The organism is Ensifer sesbaniae (assembly GCF_013283665.1).
Lineage (GTDB): Bacteria > Pseudomonadota > Alphaproteobacteria > Rhizobiales > Rhizobiaceae > Ensifer > Ensifer sesbaniae.
The window spans coordinates 1,939,737-1,958,295 of sequence record NZ_JABEKU010000002.1 but is presented as its reverse complement, the minus strand read 5'-3'; the positions used below and the strand labels follow the sequence as shown (position 1 = coordinate 1,958,295).

Annotated in this window: 13 protein-coding genes and 2 pseudogenes; 8 read left to right on the top strand and 7 right to left on the bottom strand. The window is 60.3% G+C overall.

Features of this window, described 5'->3' with window-relative positions; genetic code table 11:
- Positions 1-96 precede the first annotated feature (96 nt).
- Positions 97-1,006, bottom strand: a pseudogene (locus tag BHMPCIPO_RS26845) (nucleotidyltransferase and HEPN domain-containing protein).
- A 692-nt stretch (positions 1,007-1,698) separates the two neighbouring features.
- Entirely contained in the window at positions 1,699-3,042 is a 1,344-nt protein-coding gene (locus BHMPCIPO_RS26840) for an aminotransferase-like domain-containing protein (protein ID WP_173519773.1), read from the bottom strand.
- 126 nt (positions 3,043-3,168) lie between these two features.
- Between BHMPCIPO_RS26840 and BHMPCIPO_RS26835 the strand changes: the two genes are divergently transcribed.
- The 3 genes from BHMPCIPO_RS26835 to BHMPCIPO_RS26825 all read left to right on the top strand — a co-directional run bounded on the left by BHMPCIPO_RS26835 (position 3,169) and on the right by BHMPCIPO_RS26825 (position 7,089).
- On the top strand, positions 3,169-3,927 hold the full coding sequence (locus BHMPCIPO_RS26835; protein ID WP_173519772.1) for a sulfite exporter TauE/SafE family protein: 759 nt from the start codon (positions 3,169-3,171) through the stop codon (positions 3,925-3,927).
- 691 nt (positions 3,928-4,618) lie between these two features.
- The gene (locus tag BHMPCIPO_RS26830; RefSeq protein WP_173519771.1) at positions 4,619-5,869 is read left to right on the top strand and encodes a bifunctional alpha/beta hydrolase/OsmC family protein; all 1,251 of its coding nucleotides are present in this window, start codon (positions 4,619-4,621) and stop codon (positions 5,867-5,869) included.
- A 557-nt stretch (positions 5,870-6,426) separates the two neighbouring features.
- Entirely contained in the window at positions 6,427-7,089 is a 663-nt protein-coding gene (locus BHMPCIPO_RS26825) for a hypothetical protein (RefSeq protein WP_173519770.1), read from the top strand.
- 348 nt (positions 7,090-7,437) lie between these two features.
- On the opposite strand, the gene BHMPCIPO_RS26820 is transcribed toward BHMPCIPO_RS26825, so the two are convergent.
- Positions 7,438-8,331 carry a LysR family transcriptional regulator gene (locus tag BHMPCIPO_RS26820; RefSeq protein WP_173519769.1) on the bottom strand — a complete coding sequence of 298 codons (894 nt, stop codon included), beginning with the start codon at positions 8,329-8,331 and terminating at the stop codon, positions 7,438-7,440.
- 154 nt (positions 8,332-8,485) lie between these two features.
- Here BHMPCIPO_RS26820 and BHMPCIPO_RS26815 point away from each other — a divergent pair, with 154 nt between their 5' ends.
- The 3 genes and pseudogenes from BHMPCIPO_RS26815 (at position 8,486) to BHMPCIPO_RS26810 (ending at position 10,274) form a co-directional block, all read left to right on the top strand.
- Positions 8,486-9,136: a hydrolase gene (locus BHMPCIPO_RS26815; RefSeq protein WP_173519768.1), complete on the top strand. Its 651-nt coding sequence runs from the start codon at positions 8,486-8,488 to the stop codon at positions 9,134-9,136.
- 165 nt (positions 9,137-9,301) lie between these two features.
- Positions 9,302-9,394: pseudogene (locus tag BHMPCIPO_RS33165) on the top strand (alpha/beta fold hydrolase); the annotation flags it as partial.
- Positions 9,395-9,641: 247 nt separating this feature from the next.
- Entirely contained in the window at positions 9,642-10,274 is a 633-nt protein-coding gene (locus BHMPCIPO_RS26810; RefSeq protein ID WP_173519767.1) for a tyrosine-type recombinase/integrase, read from the top strand.
- Between the two features lie 87 nt (positions 10,275-10,361).
- Here the strand turns inward: BHMPCIPO_RS26810 and BHMPCIPO_RS26805 are convergent, their stop codons facing one another.
- A complete protein-coding gene (locus tag BHMPCIPO_RS26805) occupies positions 10,362-11,396 on the bottom strand; it encodes an AraC family transcriptional regulator (protein ID WP_173519766.1) in 1,035 nt (344 codons plus the stop codon).
- Between the two features lie 378 nt (positions 11,397-11,774).
- Here BHMPCIPO_RS26805 and BHMPCIPO_RS26800 point away from each other — a divergent pair, with 378 nt between their 5' ends.
- Entirely contained in the window at positions 11,775-12,470 is a 696-nt protein-coding gene (locus tag BHMPCIPO_RS26800) for a glutathione S-transferase family protein (RefSeq protein WP_173519765.1), read from the top strand.
- Positions 12,471-13,229: 759 nt separating this feature from the next.
- Entirely contained in the window at positions 13,230-13,703 is a 474-nt protein-coding gene (locus BHMPCIPO_RS26795) for a YbhB/YbcL family Raf kinase inhibitor-like protein (RefSeq protein ID WP_173519764.1), read from the top strand.
- Positions 13,704-14,201: 498 nt separating this feature from the next.
- Here the strand turns inward: BHMPCIPO_RS26795 and BHMPCIPO_RS26790 are convergent, their stop codons facing one another.
- The 3 genes from BHMPCIPO_RS26790 to BHMPCIPO_RS26780 are packed head-to-tail and all read right to left on the bottom strand — an operon-like array spanning position 14,202 to position 18,329.
- Positions 14,202-15,275 carry a lipocalin-like domain-containing protein gene (locus tag BHMPCIPO_RS26790; protein WP_173519763.1) on the bottom strand — a complete coding sequence of 358 codons (1,074 nt, stop codon included), beginning with the start codon at positions 15,273-15,275 and terminating at the stop codon, positions 14,202-14,204.
- Entirely contained in the window at positions 15,265-17,676 is a 2,412-nt protein-coding gene (locus BHMPCIPO_RS26785) for an ABC transporter permease (RefSeq protein ID WP_173519762.1), read from the bottom strand. The genes BHMPCIPO_RS26790 and BHMPCIPO_RS26785 overlap by 11 nt, the downstream gene beginning before the upstream one ends.
- Positions 17,673-18,329 carry an ABC transporter ATP-binding protein gene (locus BHMPCIPO_RS26780; RefSeq protein WP_173519761.1) on the bottom strand — a complete coding sequence of 219 codons (657 nt, stop codon included), beginning with the start codon at positions 18,327-18,329 and terminating at the stop codon, positions 17,673-17,675. The genes BHMPCIPO_RS26785 and BHMPCIPO_RS26780 overlap by 4 nt, the downstream gene beginning before the upstream one ends.
- Positions 18,330-18,559: the final 230 nt, after the last annotated feature.

Here is an 18,559-nt window from a genome sequence, read left to right as displayed (position 1 = left end):
GCGGCCTACCCTGAAGAGAAGATCGTCGGGAGTGACGATGCCTTGCATGATCGCGCGGTCGAACCATCGACCCGACCATCCGACCAAGACGAGGGCTCAGGTGGCGTCCGCTGCCCGAGCCAGCTCGGTCAGCCGCTCCTGACAGATCGTCTCGACGAGGCGAAGGAGATGCTCGGTCCGCTCGAGAAGCCAGCTGAGCCCTTCCTCGGTGATCTCGAAGTGCTTGGAGTAGCGTGCCTTCACATAAGCTTCGTTCGAAATGTTGTACCAGGCGCTGAAGCGGTGCTGATCGCGCGGCCAGGCCTCGACGAGCCGCCGATCACGATCCTCGGCGAGACCGCGGAGAAATTTGAGGTTGTGCGACGGCGGGCTGTAGTTGGTAAGGGTGAGGAGCACGCAGGAATAGGCAGTCTCTACTGCTTGGTGCAAATTAAACGCTGCGTGATTTCGTTGCTTGTCAGAGATGGCGTATCGAGCCAACTGACAAAAGTAATTCGCGCTCGCATATTGTCTTTCGAAATGCTCGTTCGCCACCCTAAGCGCGTCGGCCGGCGAGAGTCGTTTCGGCTCGGCCAGCGGCCGGTCATCGAGTTCGTAGAGCACAATGCCCTCGCGCAGAATGTCGACGAAGATATACTGTCCGTCCGCAAGGAAGTTGTTCACCTCCCGGGCGCCATGGATGATCAGCCCAACCGGCGTCGAGACGCCCTTGTCCCAAATCAGACGGTCGGTCGCCTTGTCAGTATTGCGGTTCTGCGAGCTTCTTCGAATTGACGATGACGAGGATATCGTAATCCGAGCGATAGCCCTTCATCGTATGCGGTTCGTCAACAAAGGTGCCGCGGGCGTAGGAGCCGAAGAGGATGATCTTCAGGATCCGCCCACACTTCTTGAAGTCGGCCGAGCCACCCTCGAGCGTATCGGCAAACTCCTCGTGGATGATCTCCACAACGCGGGCAAGCTCGCGCTGCTTCTTCTCGGGCAGATGTTCGAGGCTCGCTTTCATATGCAACCGATAGGATAAAGACGACTCGTCGTCTACTACAGGAATTATGAGTAAGACACGCCTGCGATCGGTGGCCCAGGTCAGCGTCTCTTAAGCCTCCTCGACCGCGCGCAATTCAACCTTAAGCCAGCCGGAACATCGTGACCAAGCAAGCAGAACGTCTGGGTGCCGTAACGCCGCGGGCGCAAAATCGCGCCGCGCGCCCAGCTCGGTGCAATCGCAAGGGTAAAATGAACCTCCTGGAAGCGCCCACGCTGCGGCACAGCCGAGGGAAACATGAACACGCCGGAAGTCATCAACACCGGCTCGCGCCGATTGGGCGGGCAGCGACTTCGAGCTACTTTTGCACGCAGCGAATGGGGGCCGGATACTGCCCGACCAGTTCGTCAACGGTCAACAGCGTGACACCGACGGAATCTCAAATTAAATGCCAACCAAGAAAGAAACGGCCGCATTCTTATGGTTGGGTGCCAAACGACAGAATACCCGGCATGCAAGAAATGGGGCGATTTCGGTTTCGCCATCGGCAAAGGTCCGTCCAATGGCTCTTTTTGAGCATCGGCCGGATGGTATCGATCGGCCTCGATGACATTGGATTCATCTAAGAGTGCGACAAATCTTCCCTTTCCCATGCGTTCTTCGGGCCCACGTTGCGCCACCGCCGCATATCTACAGGAGGCAGCTCAGAGCCACTATTCCGTAGAATAGAGGTCTTCCTCTCTCGCATTCAACAATCCGGCCAACGTGCGCAGACCGCTATCGAGTTGGTCCATCGTAGGGGTCGCCAGCGCCAGTCTGACAGCATTTGGCGCATGGCCGGGCATGACCGCGAAGGTCGTGGAGGGAGTCAATGCGATATCGCGCCTGGCGGCAGCAACGACGAAACTTTGCGAACGCCAGTGGGGTGGCAGCGTGAGCCAAAGGTGGAAGCAGTTCCGGTTCGCCTGCACTTCGAAGCCAGAGAGGCGGTCGGCCGCGAGTTTCTGCCGGGAACGCGCGTCAAGCCGCTTCAACCTGACCAGCTCGGCAACGGTGCCATCGCCCATCATCCGCAGCGCTGCGGCGAAGGCAAGGCCCGACGTGGACCAGCCGCCGGAACGCACCGATGCCATCATGCTCTCACGCAAGCGCAGCGGCGGGACGATGAATCCGAGCGACAGGCCCGGCGCGACCCGCTTGGACAGGCTGTCGACGACGACGCACGATTCCGGCGCGAGCGCGGCGAGCGGCAGGTCGTCCTCGAGAAAACTGTAGACGCGATCCTCGATGACCGGGAGGTCGAGGGCTTCGACGACCCGGATCAGATCGCTTCGCCGCGCCGGAGACATCGTCGTGCCGAGCGGGTTCTGCGCCGCCGGCTGGACGTAAATCGCCGAGAGCCGGGCCTCCTGGTGCGCCTTCAGCACCGAGTCCGGCCGCACGCCGTCCTCGTCCATCGCTAGTGGCACCAGCATGATGCCCAACCGGACGGCAATCCCCTTGATGAAGGGATAGGTCAACGCCTCCACGCCGCATCGGCCGCCGGTCGGAACGAGGGCGGCGAGCGCCGCGCCAATGGCCTGCCGACCGTTGCCGGTAAAAACGAGCTGCTCGGTCGTTGGGGACCATCCGCCTCGTGACAGAAATTCGGCGGCCACGCTTCGCTCCGCGGCCGTTCCGGTGCTGGTTACCTGCCGCAACGCAACGTCGAGGGCCGCGAGCTTTTCCAAGCCCGCGAGGCTCCTCCCGATCAGCGCAGTCTGTTCGGGCAGAATTGGATAGTTGAATTCCAAGTCTATCCGGATGCCACGCGGTTCGCCGAGCGCCTCCGCGCCGCGCCGGGGCTCACCCGACACGAACGTGCCTCGGCCCACTTCCCCCACAACAAGGCCGCGACGCAGCAATTCCGAAAAGACACGGCTCGCCGTCGAGGCGGCAATCTTGTGCTCATAGGCAAAGCGGCGCTGCGGCGGCAGGCGGTCGCCCGGTTTGAGCGTGCCGTTCGCGATCTCTGCAGCGATGGCGTCGGCCAGCCTGATATAGTCGGAGTTCGACATTTATTGCTCCGAGTACAATGTTTCGATTGCACCGAGTATTATCTGCGATCATTCTTCTCCTATCAACCCATTTGTATTGAAAACGCAGACGCTCAGCGTCGCGGGCGTTAACGCGGAGCCATTGCCATGGAGCTGACCCTTGCGACCATTCTCGTTGCCTTTGCCGGCGTGTTTCTGATCAGCTTCATGCGCGGCGCATTTGGCGGCGGCTTCGCCATCATCGGCGTCCCGCTGCTGTCGATCGTGATGGATCCGGTTGCGGCCGGCGGTCTGCTCGCGCCGTTGTTCATCGCTATGGACGTCTACGCACTGCGTTACTGGAAGCCCTCAACCTGGTCGAAGCCGGACCTTGTGCTGCTTGTTCCCGGGCTGGTGACCGGTATCGGGATTGGTTATTTCGTGTTCCGAGCCCTCGATCATCGGGCCATCGCAATTTTGATGGCGGCGATTACTCTCGCCTTTGTCGGCCTCTGGCTGATCCGGGGCGCCGAGGTGACGCCTCATCCGCGTTCGGGGCCAAAGGCCGTTGCCGCCGGCTTCACCTCGGGGATCACCACCATGGTGGCCCACTCGGGCGGGCCGCCGCTGGCGATGTATCTGCTGCCGCTCGGCCTCAGCAAGGAAATCTATGCGGGAACCACGAGCCTGTTCTTTACCGTCGGCAACGCGACCAAGCTCGTGCCCTGGTTGCTCCTGGCGCAGCCATCGGCCGCGACTTGGAAACTGATGGTGCTGTGCCTCCTCACCATTCCGATCGGGGTGTGGTCGGGCTGGCGGCTGCACGGGGTGCTGGACCAGCGCCAGGTCTATCGCGCCTGTTACGGGCTTCTGGTCGTGACAGCGTTGAAATTGTTATGGGACGGCGTTTCTGGATACGTCGCCTGAATTCAGGCCGCCTGTGTCGCATCGTGCCTCATAATAATTATGCGTTTCGCCGACACACGCTCGTTTTGTCGGTACAATCGTCGATTGGCAGCCTGGCGGGAAGCGGGAAGCGGAGGTGCGCGACAGAGCAAATAGCCCTCCTTCTCGGAGAATCACTCAATCATTCCAGGGACTATGGATGACGGCTGGCGTGTTCGACGCAGTTCGATAAGGGACGAGGTCCTTTCGGAAATGCCCTCAGTCTTCATGTCGACGTGGAGCTGTGAAGCGGGACACGGAAGTGACGCGCTTCCACTTGATACATTATCCGATCTTCGTGGCCCAAAGGGCGAACATCACAGCAACAAGGCTTGCAAGGCTCTTGGAAGCACAGTTCTGTCCGGCCCGTAAGGCGCGTCCACGCTTAGGTCTGCAAACGACAGCATTGCGCCCTCAAGTCGGACACTGAGCAGAGCACGGTGGTATCCTAGAAGCGGACATGCATAGATGGCGCCGAGCTGCAGGTTTGCGCCACTTCCAGAGCTTACCTCGGAAGCTGCGATCGACGCGTTTCGACTCCCATGCCCTTGCTTGTCACACGGGGTCCAACGGTAGGCGCCGTCGTGTATGGTGGCGCCTGAAAAGACGCGCAAAGTTGTAGGTCCCTTGGGGATGTAGAATGAGCATTTCCTTCACAGCAAAGGAGCGCACCATGTCTTTCAACACGCAACGGCTCCAATTTCCCGGTCATTCCGGCGCAATCCTTGCCGCCCGCCTCGATCTGCCCAACGGGCCATTACGTGCCTACGCAATATTTGCCCATTGCTTCACCTGTTCCAAGGATCTGGCGTCGGCGCGCCGCGTTGCGGCCGAGCTTGCGCGCGAAGGCATCGCCGTCCTGCGGTTCGATTTCACGGGATTAGGATCGAGCGAGGGCGAATTCGCCTCGACAAACTTCTCGTCCAATGTCGCCGACCTGCTTTCGGCCGCCGACTATCTGCGCCAACACTATGAGGCACCGTCGTTGCTGATCGGCCACTCGCTCGGCGGTGCAGCGGTTCTCGCCGTCGCCGGGGACATTCCCGAAGTGCGCGCCGTGGCCACCATCGGCGCGCCGGCCGATGTCGGCCACGTGTTGAAGAACTTCGGAACGAGCCTTGAGGAGATCGAGAGGAGCGGCGAGGCAGATGTCGATCTTGCCGGGCGCACGTTCCTTATAAAAAAGCAATTCGTCGAAGACGCGCGCGGGCAGCGCATCAAGGATGCCGTTGCCAGCCTGAAAAAGCCGCTCCTCGTCCTTCACGCGCCGCTGGACCAGACGGTCGGGATCGAGAACGCCACCGAAATCTTCCTCGCGGCCAAGCATCCCAAGAGCTTCGTTTCGCTGGACAAGGCCGACCACCTGCTCACCGACCCTGAGGACGCAGCCTTCGCCGGCCGGATCATTTCGGGATGGCTGACGCGCTATCTCGCCGCCGACACGCCGCAGGGCACGCAGCCAATCGAACATGTCAGGGTGATGGAGACGGGCGAAGGCAAGTTCCAGAACGCGGTTCAGGCCGGCGGCCATCGGCTTTTCGCCGACGAACCCGAAACCGTGGGCGGTCTCGATTCCGGCCCGTCACCCTATGATTTCCTGTCGATCGCGCTTGGCGCCTGCACCTCGATGACGCTGCGCCTCTATGCCGAGCACAAGGGGCTCGCGCTCGGCCGCATCGGCGTCGACGTCTCACATGCCAAGATCCACGCCAAGGACTGCGAGGAATGCACAGAGTCGGAGCGCAGCGGCAGCGCCAGGATCGACCATTTCGAGCGCGTCATCTCCGTCGACGGCGAGGTATCGGAGGAGCTTCGCGGCAAGATCGTCGAAATTGCCGGCAAATGCCCGGTCCATCGCACGCTCGAAGCCGTGGCGAAGATAAAAACCGTCGTGAAATCAGGGCCCCGAATGACGGGGCGATAGCATGAACGGGCTCTTGAGCTGGCCATGTCCTCGCGTGTCTCAACGATTAGGCTCTGAATGGGAGCCGAAACGGCTGCAGGATATCTTGAGCGATTCTTGGATAACGAGGGCGATTCCGCTCTTTTCGCAGCATTGGCTTTTTGGCGCGCATTGCGTCGCTCAGCAACTTGCGCGCCAACTTCCGCCTTCCACCCAGCCCCCGCGGCTTCCTCCTTGGGAGGTTTTTCAACGCGGGCCGACGCAGGCCCAGCCGCCACCCTCACGCAGCGGCCCGCATCGAAAAACCTTCACCATTGCGGCCATCGTGTAGATCGAACTCTGATCCCAGAAGCGGCCGCTCCGCAGAGCCGGCAACATCAGCCTTGAAGTCAAGCCGTTGCGAAGGCAGCGAACGGTGAGGCGACTTTCTCCTCGTGGTCGCGCAGCCGTTCCAAATTCTCCGTCCGCGACGTATCATTCGGAGGCGCATTGGGCGCGATGCTTAGAATCGCAACCGCCCAAGCGACTACACAGGAGTCGGCCGATGACGAGCACACGAATTTCGCAGGGTGCCTGACATGGACACGCCTTCTCGCCCCAGAACCACCGGTGTGCGGCAATTCCTTGATCTTGAGCAGCAGCGCGATTGGATAGCGGGCAAGATCGACTTGCCGGACGCGGGCGACCGCTCAGGGTCCCTGGAACAGCGCTTCAAATATGTCGCTCGATTTGAGAAGCTACTTAGTCGCCCGCAAGCGGGGGAAGTGCTGGAGATTCTCGGGCTATACGGTCCAAACTGCATTCCCTTGCTGCGCAAGACCGAGCGCTACTACTGGTCGGTTTCCTGTCTGCCGTCGACCTCGGACAAGCCGCTCATACGCGTCAATGCGAGCTGGATGGAGCTTTTCACGCTCTATGCTCAAGGCGAGGATATCCGCGCCAGATTCATCGTGCATCTTTCGGATTTCACTACAGATCGTTCAGCAACGCCGAGCCGGGTGGACGAACCCTTTCTCGAGCAAAGCGTCGCGATGCCAGAGGACGTCAGTTATTTCTTCCCGCGTGGTGCGGACATTTTCGGCATCAATGTGCGCGGCTCTGTCTCGATCCGCAAACTCCTCGGGAGCCGCCGCGTGGTGCGCGCCATTCGCACGTTCAACCTGACGCACATGAACCGCGGGCGGAACGCCTATCAGGCGAGCCATTGCTACAGCGTGGCGGATTACATGCAGGCAGATTGAGGGGTTCTTTAACGCACGTCATCCTGGTGAACTCACCGTCGCCAGCGGCGGCCGCATCTCGCGAGGTCGAAAAGACAACTGAGGCACACTCGCGCTTGACCAGCTCGGCCGAACGCGAGCACCGACCTCGGCCGGTGTGCGCCCCCACGCCAGTCGTTGAGGTCGATTGGGTTTCGTCCCGAAAACGGCCAGTCAACCATTGCATAAGAAGGCAGCCTCAGGTCCGGAGCCCAGCGAAAGCTGTGTCGCAGTAAGTGGAACGTGTGGGCAATGTCGTCACGCTCGGCGGCTCGCAGTAGAGCGACCGTCGAACGCAATTCTTTGATAAGTCTTCGCCCCGTTCGTTTTTTAACGGTCGAGACCCCAAACGTCCGGGTTCCGTTTGAAGTACTCAGTCAGCATTTCGGTAAGCACACGCACTTTCCGCGTGGGATGCTGACCCGGCGGGCGGACGACATACGCCGCCCCCGGAGGGACCGGATAGCGTGTCATGATCGGGACCAGAGCGCCGGAGGCCACATATTCATATGTGATGCAATCGGGGAGCCAGGCGATGCCGAGACCTGCCGCCGCCGCAGCGGCAAGCGCCGTAGCGCTGTCGGCCTTGAACCTGCCCTGCGGCTGAACCGTGACGATCTTGTCGCCATCCATGAACTGCCAGGCTTCCGTTCCCTGCATGAGGGCCTGATGAGTGACGAGTTCGTCCAGGGTCTCAGGTGACCCGTGCGCTTTGATGTAATCCGGGCTGGCGACAAGCTTTCCATGGATCGGCCCGACGCGCTTCGCGATCAGGTTTGAGTCTTGGAGGTAGGCACCCCGAATCGCGCAATCAAAACCCTCTGCGATGAGATCGACGAAGCGATCGCTGTAGGAGGTATGGATGTGAAGCTGCGGGTGCTGGCGCGCCATGTCCGCAAGCACGGGAGCGAAGTGGGTCGGGCCGAACGTAAGCGGCATGGCAACCCTCAGGCGGCCGCGCAACTCACCGGTGGGGAGGATCGTTTCCTTGGCGGTGTCGATCTCGGCGCTGGCTCTGGCCGCATGGTCCCTGAACGTGATTCCCGCTTCCGTGAGCGCGGCGCCGCGGGTCGTTCGTGCAAGAAGCTGGACGCCAAGCTCCGCTTCGACCCGGAAGAGTCGCCGGCTGACGATCGATTTGGAGACGCCAAGCCGGCGCGCGGCGGCCGATACGCCCCCGGCATCGGCCACTGCGACGAATGTCTGTAGGTCTTCGATGTCCATTCCGGCGTTCCTTATTTCGCGACACAGCTTGCCCGACTATGGCACTACCGCACCACCAAAAGGAACAGCAAATTGCGTCCAGGCAACGTCGCCCGCTGGCGCATGTCTCCCGTGAACCGATCGCCGTCCATAGCGGCAGAGAAAGGAAGTCTTGATGACCCCTCGTAACGGCCTCGATTCGCTTCTTCGTCCCGAAGATTCGGTCCTCGTTCTGATCGATCACCAACCTTATCAACTCGCGAACCTGAACAGCCACGATCCGCATATGGTGGTCAACAACACGACCGCGCTGGCGAAGCTAGCAAAAGCCTTCAATGTTCCGACCATTCTCACCAGCGTGATCGCGGCGCGCGGTGGACTTCTCTTTAAGCAGATCACCGACGTATTTCCGGACCAGGAAGTCATCGATCGCACCTGGGTGAACACCTGGCAGGACGAGAATGTGGTGAACGTCGTCAAGGCGACCGGCCGCAAGCAACTGATCATCGCCGGCCTGTGGACCGAGGTCTGCGTCGCAATGCCTGTCATCCAGGCCGCCGGCGAAGGCTGGGACGTGACCGTGATCACCGACGCGTCGGGCGGGATTTCGAAGGAGTCTCACGAAGTTGCCATCCAGCGCATGGCCGCGGCCGGCGCGAACGTGATGACCGTGATGGCGCTCGCTGGCGAATGGCAACGCGATTGGGCGCGCACCGAGCATGTCGAGGAGCTGACCGATATTCTCATCCAGCACTTCGGCGGCAGCGGCATCGCGTATCTTTGGGAGCAGCAGCTTCTCAACACGCCGGTGCCGAGCGAAGGCTGACCCGGGCCGGCATGGCGAGCATTCCGGTGAGGGTCGGAATCGATCCGTTTGCCGGCCCTCGCCATCCTCACCTCACAGGACGCCATGTGATGTCAGCGATGAATGCTATGGCGCAGATGCTGGCCCCGGCCGATCCGGCAGCCGGTGAAGCCTGCCGCCGAAACGGCTCTGAAGACCTATCCCGGTTTCTCGCACGGGATGCTGACAGTGAACGCTGATGTGCTGAACGCCGACCTTCTGGAGTTCATCACGAACTGAAGTGGCTGCGGGGCGTGGCTCCCGGCCCCGTCCCGCAGTTCGAGTCGACGCTTGAAAAGGTGTGCGTGCGTCGGTGGAGCACAAGAACTCCATCTCGCACTACAGAAGCGCTGCGCTCATAGTGGCCTCACTGCGCGTTTGTCAGCTAATTTTATTACTGGGACCGAAACCAGACGGTCTGCCATCGGCCCCCTCACTGTTCTCTCGAGTTCTTCACGCGGCCAAGTTTGGTCAAAGGAGAACAAAAATGGGTGTTGCACAATATGATCCAAACGCACTGGGACGACCGGCTTGGAACGCGGGCCGAAAGGTCGGCGTCAAGTGGCCTTTAAAGCAGCGACAGATTTGGGCGATCCGCTTCTTCCTCGATCGGGAAAGACGCATGAGAGATCGCGCGCTGTTTGATCTCGCAATCGACAGTAAGCTCCGAGGCTGCGATCTTGTTAAGATAAAAATCGGAACCCTCGTCACAGGTCAAGAAATTCGAAGCCGCGCCATGGTCGTCCAGCAAAAGACCGGTCGTCCCGTACAGTTCGAGATCACGGCCGAAGTCAGGGCAAGCCTGCTTGCATGGCTTGAACGGAGAGGCGGAACAATTGACGACTACGCCTTTCCCAGTCGAGTTGATCATGCCGATCATCTCAGCACTCGCCAGTATGCCCGATTGGTCGATGAGTGGGTGACTGCAATTGGGCTAAGACGCGAAGACTACGGCACACACTCGCTTCGACGCACGAAGGCCGCGATGATCTACAAAGCGACGGGCAATCTTCGTGCAATCCAGATCCTGCTCGGACATACCAAGATCGAGAACACAGTCAGGTACCTTGGTGTGGACATCGAGGATGCGCTAGAACTAGCGGAGCATACAGAGATTTGACCGAGGGCGACCCCGCACTCCGCGGGGCCGCACCTATTGGGGAGAATGTTTCCGTTTTAGCAGTTCGATCGAGCGGCTGATCTCTGCTTAACTGTCGTCCGAAACAGCCATTGTCGATGGGGACATGATCCGACGCCACTGGCCGGGCGTCATGTTTTCCCACTCACGGAACGCACGATAGAACGAATTGGTGTCCTGGTATCCGAGCAGGAAGGCCACTTCCTCTATGTCAATCGAGGGATCGGAGAGAAGCTGGGAACCGAGTTCCTGTCTGGCTTCGGTCAGAAGAGCACGGAATGTCGTGCCTTCCGCGGTAATACGCCGCTGGAGGGTGCGCTCGCTCAGCCCCAGTTCGTGCGCCACGGCTCCAACGTCCGGGCGCCCACTGGCCATGGCGCGCTTCAATGCGCCTTTTACTAGGTCACCGAGTGTGGCCCGCGCCTCAATCTCACGCACTGCGTTTGCCAGCGCGGGGGTTAGCATCAGGAGCAGTTCGGGGTTGTGCCCAGGAAATGGCAGGTCGAGGTCCGGCGCATTCAGCACCATGCGATCACGTTTCGCCCCGAAATGGATCGGACAATCGAAGAAAATGCCGTGCTTGTCCGTTCCGGGATTTGGCCGCCGCAATTCCACCGAGATTGGCCGCAGGTGACGGCCAGTGCCGCGTCGGCCGAGTTCCAGCAAAAGGGCAAAGCTTGCGTCCACCGACAGCGGCGGCTCCGGTTCGGTGCCCCCAGGCCACTCGATCGTCACGGCCACTTTGCCGTCGCGCTCCTCGAAACAAAGGCGGTCAGGGCTGCACAGGCGGTTGAAGCGGGCGATCCGCGCCATGCCGTCCCGAAAGTCGGCAGCGTAGGACGCCACCAGAAATGCAAGCTTGTGATTGGCGGTGCTGGTCTCGCTCACCATCCTGATGCTGAAGGCGGGGTCCTCGGAGAGCGCCTCTATGGCATTCCAGATTGCGAAAAACTGTGTCGTGCTGATGACGGCGGAATTGTCGAGATGAAGCGTCGCAGGAAGCCTGGCATGTCGCAGGACCGCTGAAGGCCGCAGTCCCAGTTGTTCTAGCGATTGCCAGAATGGCCTCGGCAATTTGCATCGGTCAGAAGGCACTTTGGTCATGGCTATCTCTCTTTACTCCAGTTGGAGATCGCAGGTGGCGGAATGGCCTACGGCATGCCTTGCCCTGCGGCGGCATGACGCCATCGGCCAAATCACACCGCGGCAATTGCGCTTTTCAAGGCACATCTCGGGGCTAGCGCCCGGCGTACGGACGGCGCAAGTGCTACACACTGGCTGGCGTATACGGTAGCGCTTTTGGCGCTTTTCGCAAGTCCGTTGGCGCCGTCTGCTAGTGCGCGCACTGCGTTCTGTCCTTATCTTCTGCTCTTGTGGTGCCGGTGTTGAACACTGCACCCGGCAACAGCGAAATGTCGACCCGGCAGCCCTGCAACATCACAAGCAAGGGAGCCGATCCGGAACAGCCATCAATCAGGAGATTTGAACGTGACGCTCACATTTTACACCAATCCCAATTCCCGCGGCCGCATTGTACGCTGGATGCTGGAGGAAATCGGCCAGCCCTACGAGACGGTGGTCATCGATTACCAGAAGACCAGCGCATTCGACGCGTGGGGCGGGGCGGCTCTTGAACGACCGGTGTCTGGCGATCCCAATGACGAGCGAGTCCGCTTCTTCACGCAGGTCAATCCCATGGGCAAGGTGCCTGCGATCGTGCATGACGGCCACGCCGTGGCCGAAAGCGGCGCAATCATCGCCTATCTCGCAGAAACCTTTCCGCAAGCCGGTCTGGCGCCTACCGCGGAAGAGCGTGCCGATTATTATCGCTGGATGTTCTTCGCCGCCGGTCCGATCGAACAGGCCGTCACCAATCACCGCGCCAAATTCGTGCCAGCACCGGAGCAGGAGTTCTTCTTCGGCTACGGCAGCTATGAGCGGACGCTGGATGAACTGGAACGCGCGGTCCAGGCGCATCCTTTCATCGCAGGCGATCGATTCACAGCTGCAGACATCTATATCGGCTCGCATCTCGGCTGGGGCCTCGGCCTCCAGACCCTACCTCCGCGTCAGACGTTTCTCGACTATATCGGAAAACTGGTGAACAGGGACGCTTTCAAGCGGGGCGTGGCCAAGGACGAGGAATTGATAGCGCAAGCTGCGGCCCGTGCCGCATAGGCATGTCGCCTTCACGCCCGGGTTCGGAGAATACCGTCTCGAGCATAGCTGCGCCCGAGAGGCAGGCTGAAATATCCGGCAATACCGCGCCGCACGCATGAGACCACGCTTGAGCTACTCCTCCGGGCAACCGCATGCGTGCGCCTCAAGTGGCTCCGGATTTACTCCGGCCGTTGACACGTGGAGGGTTTGAAGCTGCACACGCGAGCGGCGACCCGGAGTCGGAGCATACCGTCAGCCTTACCCGTGTGAATGGCCCCTCTCCCTCAAGTTTACCTGACAGCGGACAGTCAGCAGTCGGCCCCAACTGAGACGCTCGGATTCGTGCCGACTAAGGATCCGTTCTTCCCGCTTACGGACGTTCAGATCAAAGGCGGTAACGCGAACACTCCATCCGCCTGCGATGATTGGAAGCCGGCAACATGCCGCTCAGTTCGGATCTCTCCGATCCCTCGCCTTGAAGCGTTTCGAACCGTAACCCGCAATTCGAAGGAGCTATTTGCGCTCCCACGATATGTTGGGCGTTGGCATCCTCGTCCATCCAAGATCCTATGAAAATGTCCGATATAATCGACAGACATTCGCGCTAATTTTGCTGACGCAGGCAAGCGTGTCGTTATAGGTTTCGGGTCGACGCCCTGGACATCGCGCACCAATAGGCCGATGCTGTTACTGGTCTGGAGACGCCCACAGATTACGTGGGCAAGGGTATATCGTGAGGGGCAACGAAACGGTTTCGTGAATTCGCCGAGGCTCCATATGGCGTTCACTATCGCATCGCCCGCCTTTAACAATGGCGGAACCATTCCCAGGCGCTACACCTGCGAAGGGCAAGGTATTTCCCCGCCTCTCGAATGGACAGACGTTCCGAACGGAACCAAAAGCCTTGTATTGATCGTCGACGACCCGGACGCACCGGATCCTGCTCATCCGAAGATGACATGGATACACTGGATTGTTTTCAATCTGCCCCCCGACCTGAAGGGGCTTGTGGAAGGGATTTCGCAACTGCCATCAGGCGCCCAGACAGCGAGGAATGGGTGGAACAGCAATGCGTATGGCGGCCCTTGTCCTCCGATCGGTGTGCACCGCTACTTCTTCAAGCTCTACGCACTCGATGACCGGCTCACCCTATCGGCGGCGGCTAGCAAGGACCAAATTGAAGCGCAAATGCGCGATCACGTCATTGCCGGAACCGAGCTGGTCGGCACCTATGGCAAAACAGGGAAGTGACCGATATGCGTCGACCGATGCACTCGACATACCTTGTCGCCGATTGATCTATTGGAAAATGCTGCCTCTATGATTTGATCCGTTATTGAAAACAAAGCTCCAAATCTGGAAGACATACATCGCTAACGCAACAGCCCGTGTCGTCGTTCCATGGGTGGTATGGGCCGGACAACACCTGTGACGATGAGTGGCGGCACCGCCGTATTCAATTCCCGGTGACACACGCTTTCCTCTGCATCACCAGAGAACACCTCCGAGGTCAGACCAGGCGCTGATCGCCATCTACGTGAAGCACCGTTCCTGGGATGAAACCATTGCGCATGCCGCAACCCTCCGCAGGCCCGGCGGTGCGATAGAAACTGCCTCCTGCCCCTCCTGCTACTGCATGTCTCCTTGAATCGACCTCGATTTAAGGACGAAGACATGCAGCAAATCAAAGTCCTACAGCGACCTTTGCGCGTCTGATAAGACGCGCGGCGCTGTAGCCTGTGGTTTGGGCTAGTACCCGGTCATCTCCAGGTAGCCCCTGCCACTGACGCTGCCGTCGAAGACGATCGGGCCTTCCCAATACGGTACCGACGTTGACATCCACGCATGATCGTTCAGAGGCTGGGTTGTGACGTCAAAGCCGCGACTGGGAATCCGGACATTCCAAGAAACAGGAATTTGGCGCCCTGCGACTTTCGCGGTTCGCACGGGAACGATCTTGAGAGCCGCCGCGGGCAAGGGATCCGGTCGCCCGTCGGCAGTGACCCAGGTGGCGGAGGTGTATCCCTCTCCTTCATCTCTGAGACGGAAGCCCATGAGCTTCTCGCCTGTATCGAGATGCAGCGAGAACCAATCCCAACCGATCTGGTCTTCCGCGAGCGGCTGTGACGACCACTCGCGGTCAAGCCAAGCCTTCCCCGTCACCTCTACATTGCCGGCCGGTAGCGAAAGCGAGCCGGTGACCGCATAGAATGGTTGCGAATAGTAGTAGCTGGCCTGTCCCTTCGCTGATTTCAGCGAATAGCCGTTGTCGCCCTGTGGCACCAGCGGACCGGTCGCCGAAAGGCGGAGTTCATAGCCGAATTCCTCTGCCGTCGCAGACAGGCTGAGGTCGGCCAATTGGTCCGCTCCCGGGGCGGCTTGTCCCTTCATCTGCCAGTCATCGATCCAGGCGGAAAACGGCTCCGCGACAACTCCAGCCTGCCCCACTCCCCCGCGGGACATACGTTCTGAGACGAAGTGGTCCTTTGAAGAGGTGACGGCTGCATGCCCCATCCAGAGCTGTGGGCTCGACCACTCTCTGGCCTCACCCGGAGCCAGCGCTGACCGGAAAAGGGTCCACTGCGCTCCGTATTGAGTTCCGTCAGGGGCCTCAAGATTGGCCGTCAGGTACCACCACTCGATCCGGAAGTCCGGATGTGGGCCGTGGTCGGCGGGGAAACGAAACAGCAGGCCGGGCCGTGGCACCGAAAATCCTTCCGCCGGCGAGCCGAGGTCACCAAAGCCCTCGGAGGCCGCATGGCTTCCGGACAAGCTGACCATGGTCGTCACCGCAAAAGCGATCGCAATCGATCTAACGCTCATTGGCGAATACCTTCAGAAGTTCCGATGGCGCGAGTCCTGTCAGTCGGCGAAGCGGAATCAACGCGGAAACGACCGCAGCGGCGAGTGCGACGAGTCCGAGCCTGATCCACTCGTAAGGAAAGATATACATAGGCAGACGCCAGCCGAAAGCTTCGACGTTCACCACCGCGAGAAGCACCCACGCCAGCGCCAGACCGAGGGGCAGAGCGGCAATAAATGTCGCCAGCCAGAGCACCAGCGTCCTTAGAACTTCAAGAAGAGCGAGATCGCGTCTCGTGACCCCCAGGGCCCACACGGGCGCAAGCTGCGGGAGGCGCATTTCCGAAAGCGTGAAGAGGCTCGAGAACATAGCCAATGCCGCAACCCCGAGCGTGAAAATGTTCAACGCGCCCGTAACCAGGAATGTGCGATCGAAGATCCGCCGTGACTGTTCCTTCAGTGCCGCTTGATCGACGACGTTACCGGGTGGTAGGCCGAATTCGTCCGAGAGCCTTGATCGTAGGTCCGCGACCTGATCAGGCTGGATCCGCAGACCGTAGCGCAGGCGCGAGACTTGCGGGTAGCGAGAGGTAAGGGCGTTTAATCCGGCGATGACCTGGCCCTTTGGGTTTCCGTAATCCGAATAGACCCCGACAACCGCCGCCCTCCAGTCACCCGCCAGTTCTAGCTGATCGCCGATGCGGAGCTGGTCCCGCCTCCAAAACTGTTCGTTGACCAGTACGCCTTGACCGGACGCCACCCGATCCCAGACGTCCGGCATGCCAATGATCAGGGGCCAGTGCTTCCTGTAGGTCGGATCGTCAACGACACCGAAGATCTGCATCGGTTGCCCCCGGATCTCGGCATCTACGCTGGAGATCGGCAACAACGAATCCACCTTCGTTGCAAGCCATGTCCTGAGCCTGTCTGCCTCGCCCTCATTCCGGGCCGCGACGTAAAGCTCGGCGGCGAGGCGTTGGTCGAGCCAGCCGACGAACGTGAGACGGAAGCTCGACACCATGGTTCCAACGCCGACGTTTGCCGCCAGCGCAAGAAGCAACGCCATGAGCGCAAGGGAAAGTCCGGGGAGTTGCTGCCGCGCATCCGCCCAGAACCACCTGACAAGCGCGCACGAAGACGTCCGCTGCATCACGGTGAAGAATCCAGAGAGCACGGTGGGGAGAAGCAGCGACGCCCCGAGCAGAAGGCAGCCAAGTATGGCAAAGCCCGCCGCGAGTCCTTCAGCCCACAGAAGAAGAGTTCCCGAAAGGGCTAGCAAAACGGCTGCGGCTAGTACCTGAAACCGCCGCCCCGCTTGCCACGATCGCCCCCAGGTCTGGGGCTGGGCCGCCGCGAGCAAAGGCACCCTCGTCAAGCGCAACATGCTCTGTGCCGACGAAACCAATGTTCCGGCCACCGCGATGGCAAAACCAGAAATCCACCACTCCGGACGCAGGGAAAGCGTGCCAGGCACGCTGGCTCCGTAGAGTCCTTCCAGGGTTGCGGCCACTCCGGGCAGCAACAGCGACGCGACCAGATATCCGATCGCGACGCCGACTGCCCCGGCGGAAAGCGCGAAAAAGACAAGCTCGGCGAGCAGCAGAACGGCAAGCGCACGCAACGAAACGCCGAGGCAGCGAAGCGTTCTGAAGGTCGGCCGCCGTTGCTCGAAGGCAAGACCGATCGTCGAATACACAATGAACAGCCCCACCGCGAAGGCGAGAAAACCGAAGGCCGTCAAATTGAGATGGAAACTCTCGGTTAGATGCTCGACGTCGGTTTCTGCATTCGGCTCGCGAACTGAGAGCGTTGGAACAACCTTCTCAAGTGGTTCCAGACCGGAACGTTGGTTTTCGGCGATCACAATCCGACTGAGTTCGCCCTCTCTTCTCAATAGCCTCTGGGCCATACCGATATCGATGAAGGCGGCGCCGTCCAGCATCCGATCCGAAATACGCAGCGCGAGGTCGGTCTGTCCGCGCAATTTCTCCGCTGTTGCGGGAGAGACGACCAACATGCCCGGCGGCGTGATGAAGGAAAGCAAGTCTCCGCCAATTCCCAGATCGACGGTGTTAGTCTGCGCGGGCATCGTCAGTGGCTCGATGCCGATCACCTTTAACCGGGTGACACCGAACCGATAGTCTCCCTCCAAAACTGGTGATACGTTCCAGCCCGCCCGCCTGAGCCGCACGAAGGCGGATTGAGGAATCGGGCTGCCGTTTGGAGAAACCAGGTTCGCCAATCCGTTCTGGTCGAGCACAGCCGCGGCGCGGCTGTAGCTCGCGCGGGCTTCTGCGTTGATCGCCTGCACTCCGGTCCACAGGGCCGTTGCCAGCGCCAGGCCGGACAAGAGAGTGCCGAGCTGCAGCGGTCGTCGTCGCCAGTGGGACAGAAGTGCCGTGGCTGCGGTCCACATCTTCATTCGATCTTCCCGGACCGCAAATGCAGCTGCCGGTCGAGCCTATCCGCCAGTCTTTGCGAGTGTGTCACCAGGAGCAGTGTCGATCCGGTTCCCTTCGACAGCGAGAGCATCAGTTCCAGGACAGCGTCTCCATTGGCCTCGTCCAGGTTTCCTGTGGGTTCGTCCGCCAGGACTAGGCCGGGACGCGCGGCAAGGGTTCGTCCGACCGCCACCCGCTGCTGTTGTCCGATGGAAAGCTGCTCAGGATATCTGGTCAGCAATGTCCCGATTCCGAGGCGGGCCACGAGTTCATTTTCCCACGGGGGATCATGGCGCCCCGCTAGCTTGGCATGGAACGCGATGTTCGCGGCCACGTCTAGTGACGGGACAAGATTGAACTGCTGAAATACGAGGCCGACTTCTGTTCGCCTGTAAGCAGCGCGTTCCCGGTCATTCAGCTTGGAGATGTCTCGGCCCCCGATCACGATCTCGCCTGAATCCGGACGGTCGAGACCGGCTACGAGATGCAGGAGGGTGCTCTTTCCGCTACCCGACTCCCCTGTCAGGGCAACGCTGTCTCCTTGGTCGAGATCGAGATTGACCCCTCTCAACACTTCGAGCCGCCCTTCGGCAGTCTCATAGGATTTTCTAACGTTGCGGAGAGCGATCACCATGGCGGCCAAGATCAGGACGATAGCACATATTTAATTCTCCACGGCCGCTTGGAAAGGCCGACAGTGCGGAGATGCGAATACTGACCGAGTCGTACGTCAGGTTCATCGCAAACGGCTCGTCTCCCGAAGGATACAAAACTGTTTTCGGCCGTCTTACCGCTTGTTCGGGGATGAGCTTGACCCCGGGGCCCGGACCGGGCTGATGCCCCACTTGAAAAGCCGACAATGTG

Bases quoted from the DNA above. Each gene is read 5' to 3' on its own strand.
- BHMPCIPO_RS26830 (WP_173519771.1), top strand. From the start codon at position 4,619: ATGTCTTTCAACACGCAACGGCTCCAATTTCCCGGTCATTCCGGCGCA.
- BHMPCIPO_RS26835 (WP_173519772.1), top strand. From the start codon at position 3,169: ATGGAGCTGACCCTTGCGACCATTCTCGTTGCCTTTGCCGGCGTGTTT.
- BHMPCIPO_RS26795 (WP_173519764.1), top strand. From the start codon at position 13,230: ATGGCGTTCACTATCGCATCGCCCGCCTTTAACAATGGCGGAACCATT.
- BHMPCIPO_RS26815 (WP_173519768.1), top strand. From the start codon at position 8,486: ATGACCCCTCGTAACGGCCTCGATTCGCTTCTTCGTCCCGAAGATTCG.
- BHMPCIPO_RS26825 (WP_173519770.1), top strand. From the start codon at position 6,427: ATGGACACGCCTTCTCGCCCCAGAACCACCGGTGTGCGGCAATTCCTT.
- BHMPCIPO_RS26790 (WP_173519763.1), bottom strand. From the start codon at position 15,275: ATGAGCGTTAGATCGATTGCGATCGCTTTTGCGGTGACGACCATGGTC.
- BHMPCIPO_RS26840 (WP_173519773.1), bottom strand. From the start codon at position 3,042: ATGTCGAACTCCGACTATATCAGGCTGGCCGACGCCATCGCTGCAGAG.
- BHMPCIPO_RS26810 (WP_173519767.1), top strand. From the start codon at position 9,642: ATGGGTGTTGCACAATATGATCCAAACGCACTGGGACGACCGGCTTGG.
- BHMPCIPO_RS26780 (WP_173519761.1), bottom strand. From the start codon at position 18,329: ATGGTGATCGCTCTCCGCAACGTTAGAAAATCCTATGAGACTGCCGAA.
- BHMPCIPO_RS26785 (WP_173519762.1), bottom strand. From the start codon at position 17,676: ATGAAGATGTGGACCGCAGCCACGGCACTTCTGTCCCACTGGCGACGA.
- BHMPCIPO_RS26805 (WP_173519766.1), bottom strand. From the start codon at position 11,396: ATGACCAAAGTGCCTTCTGACCGATGCAAATTGCCGAGGCCATTCTGG.
- BHMPCIPO_RS26820 (WP_173519769.1), bottom strand. From the start codon at position 8,331: ATGGACATCGAAGACCTACAGACATTCGTCGCAGTGGCCGATGCCGGG.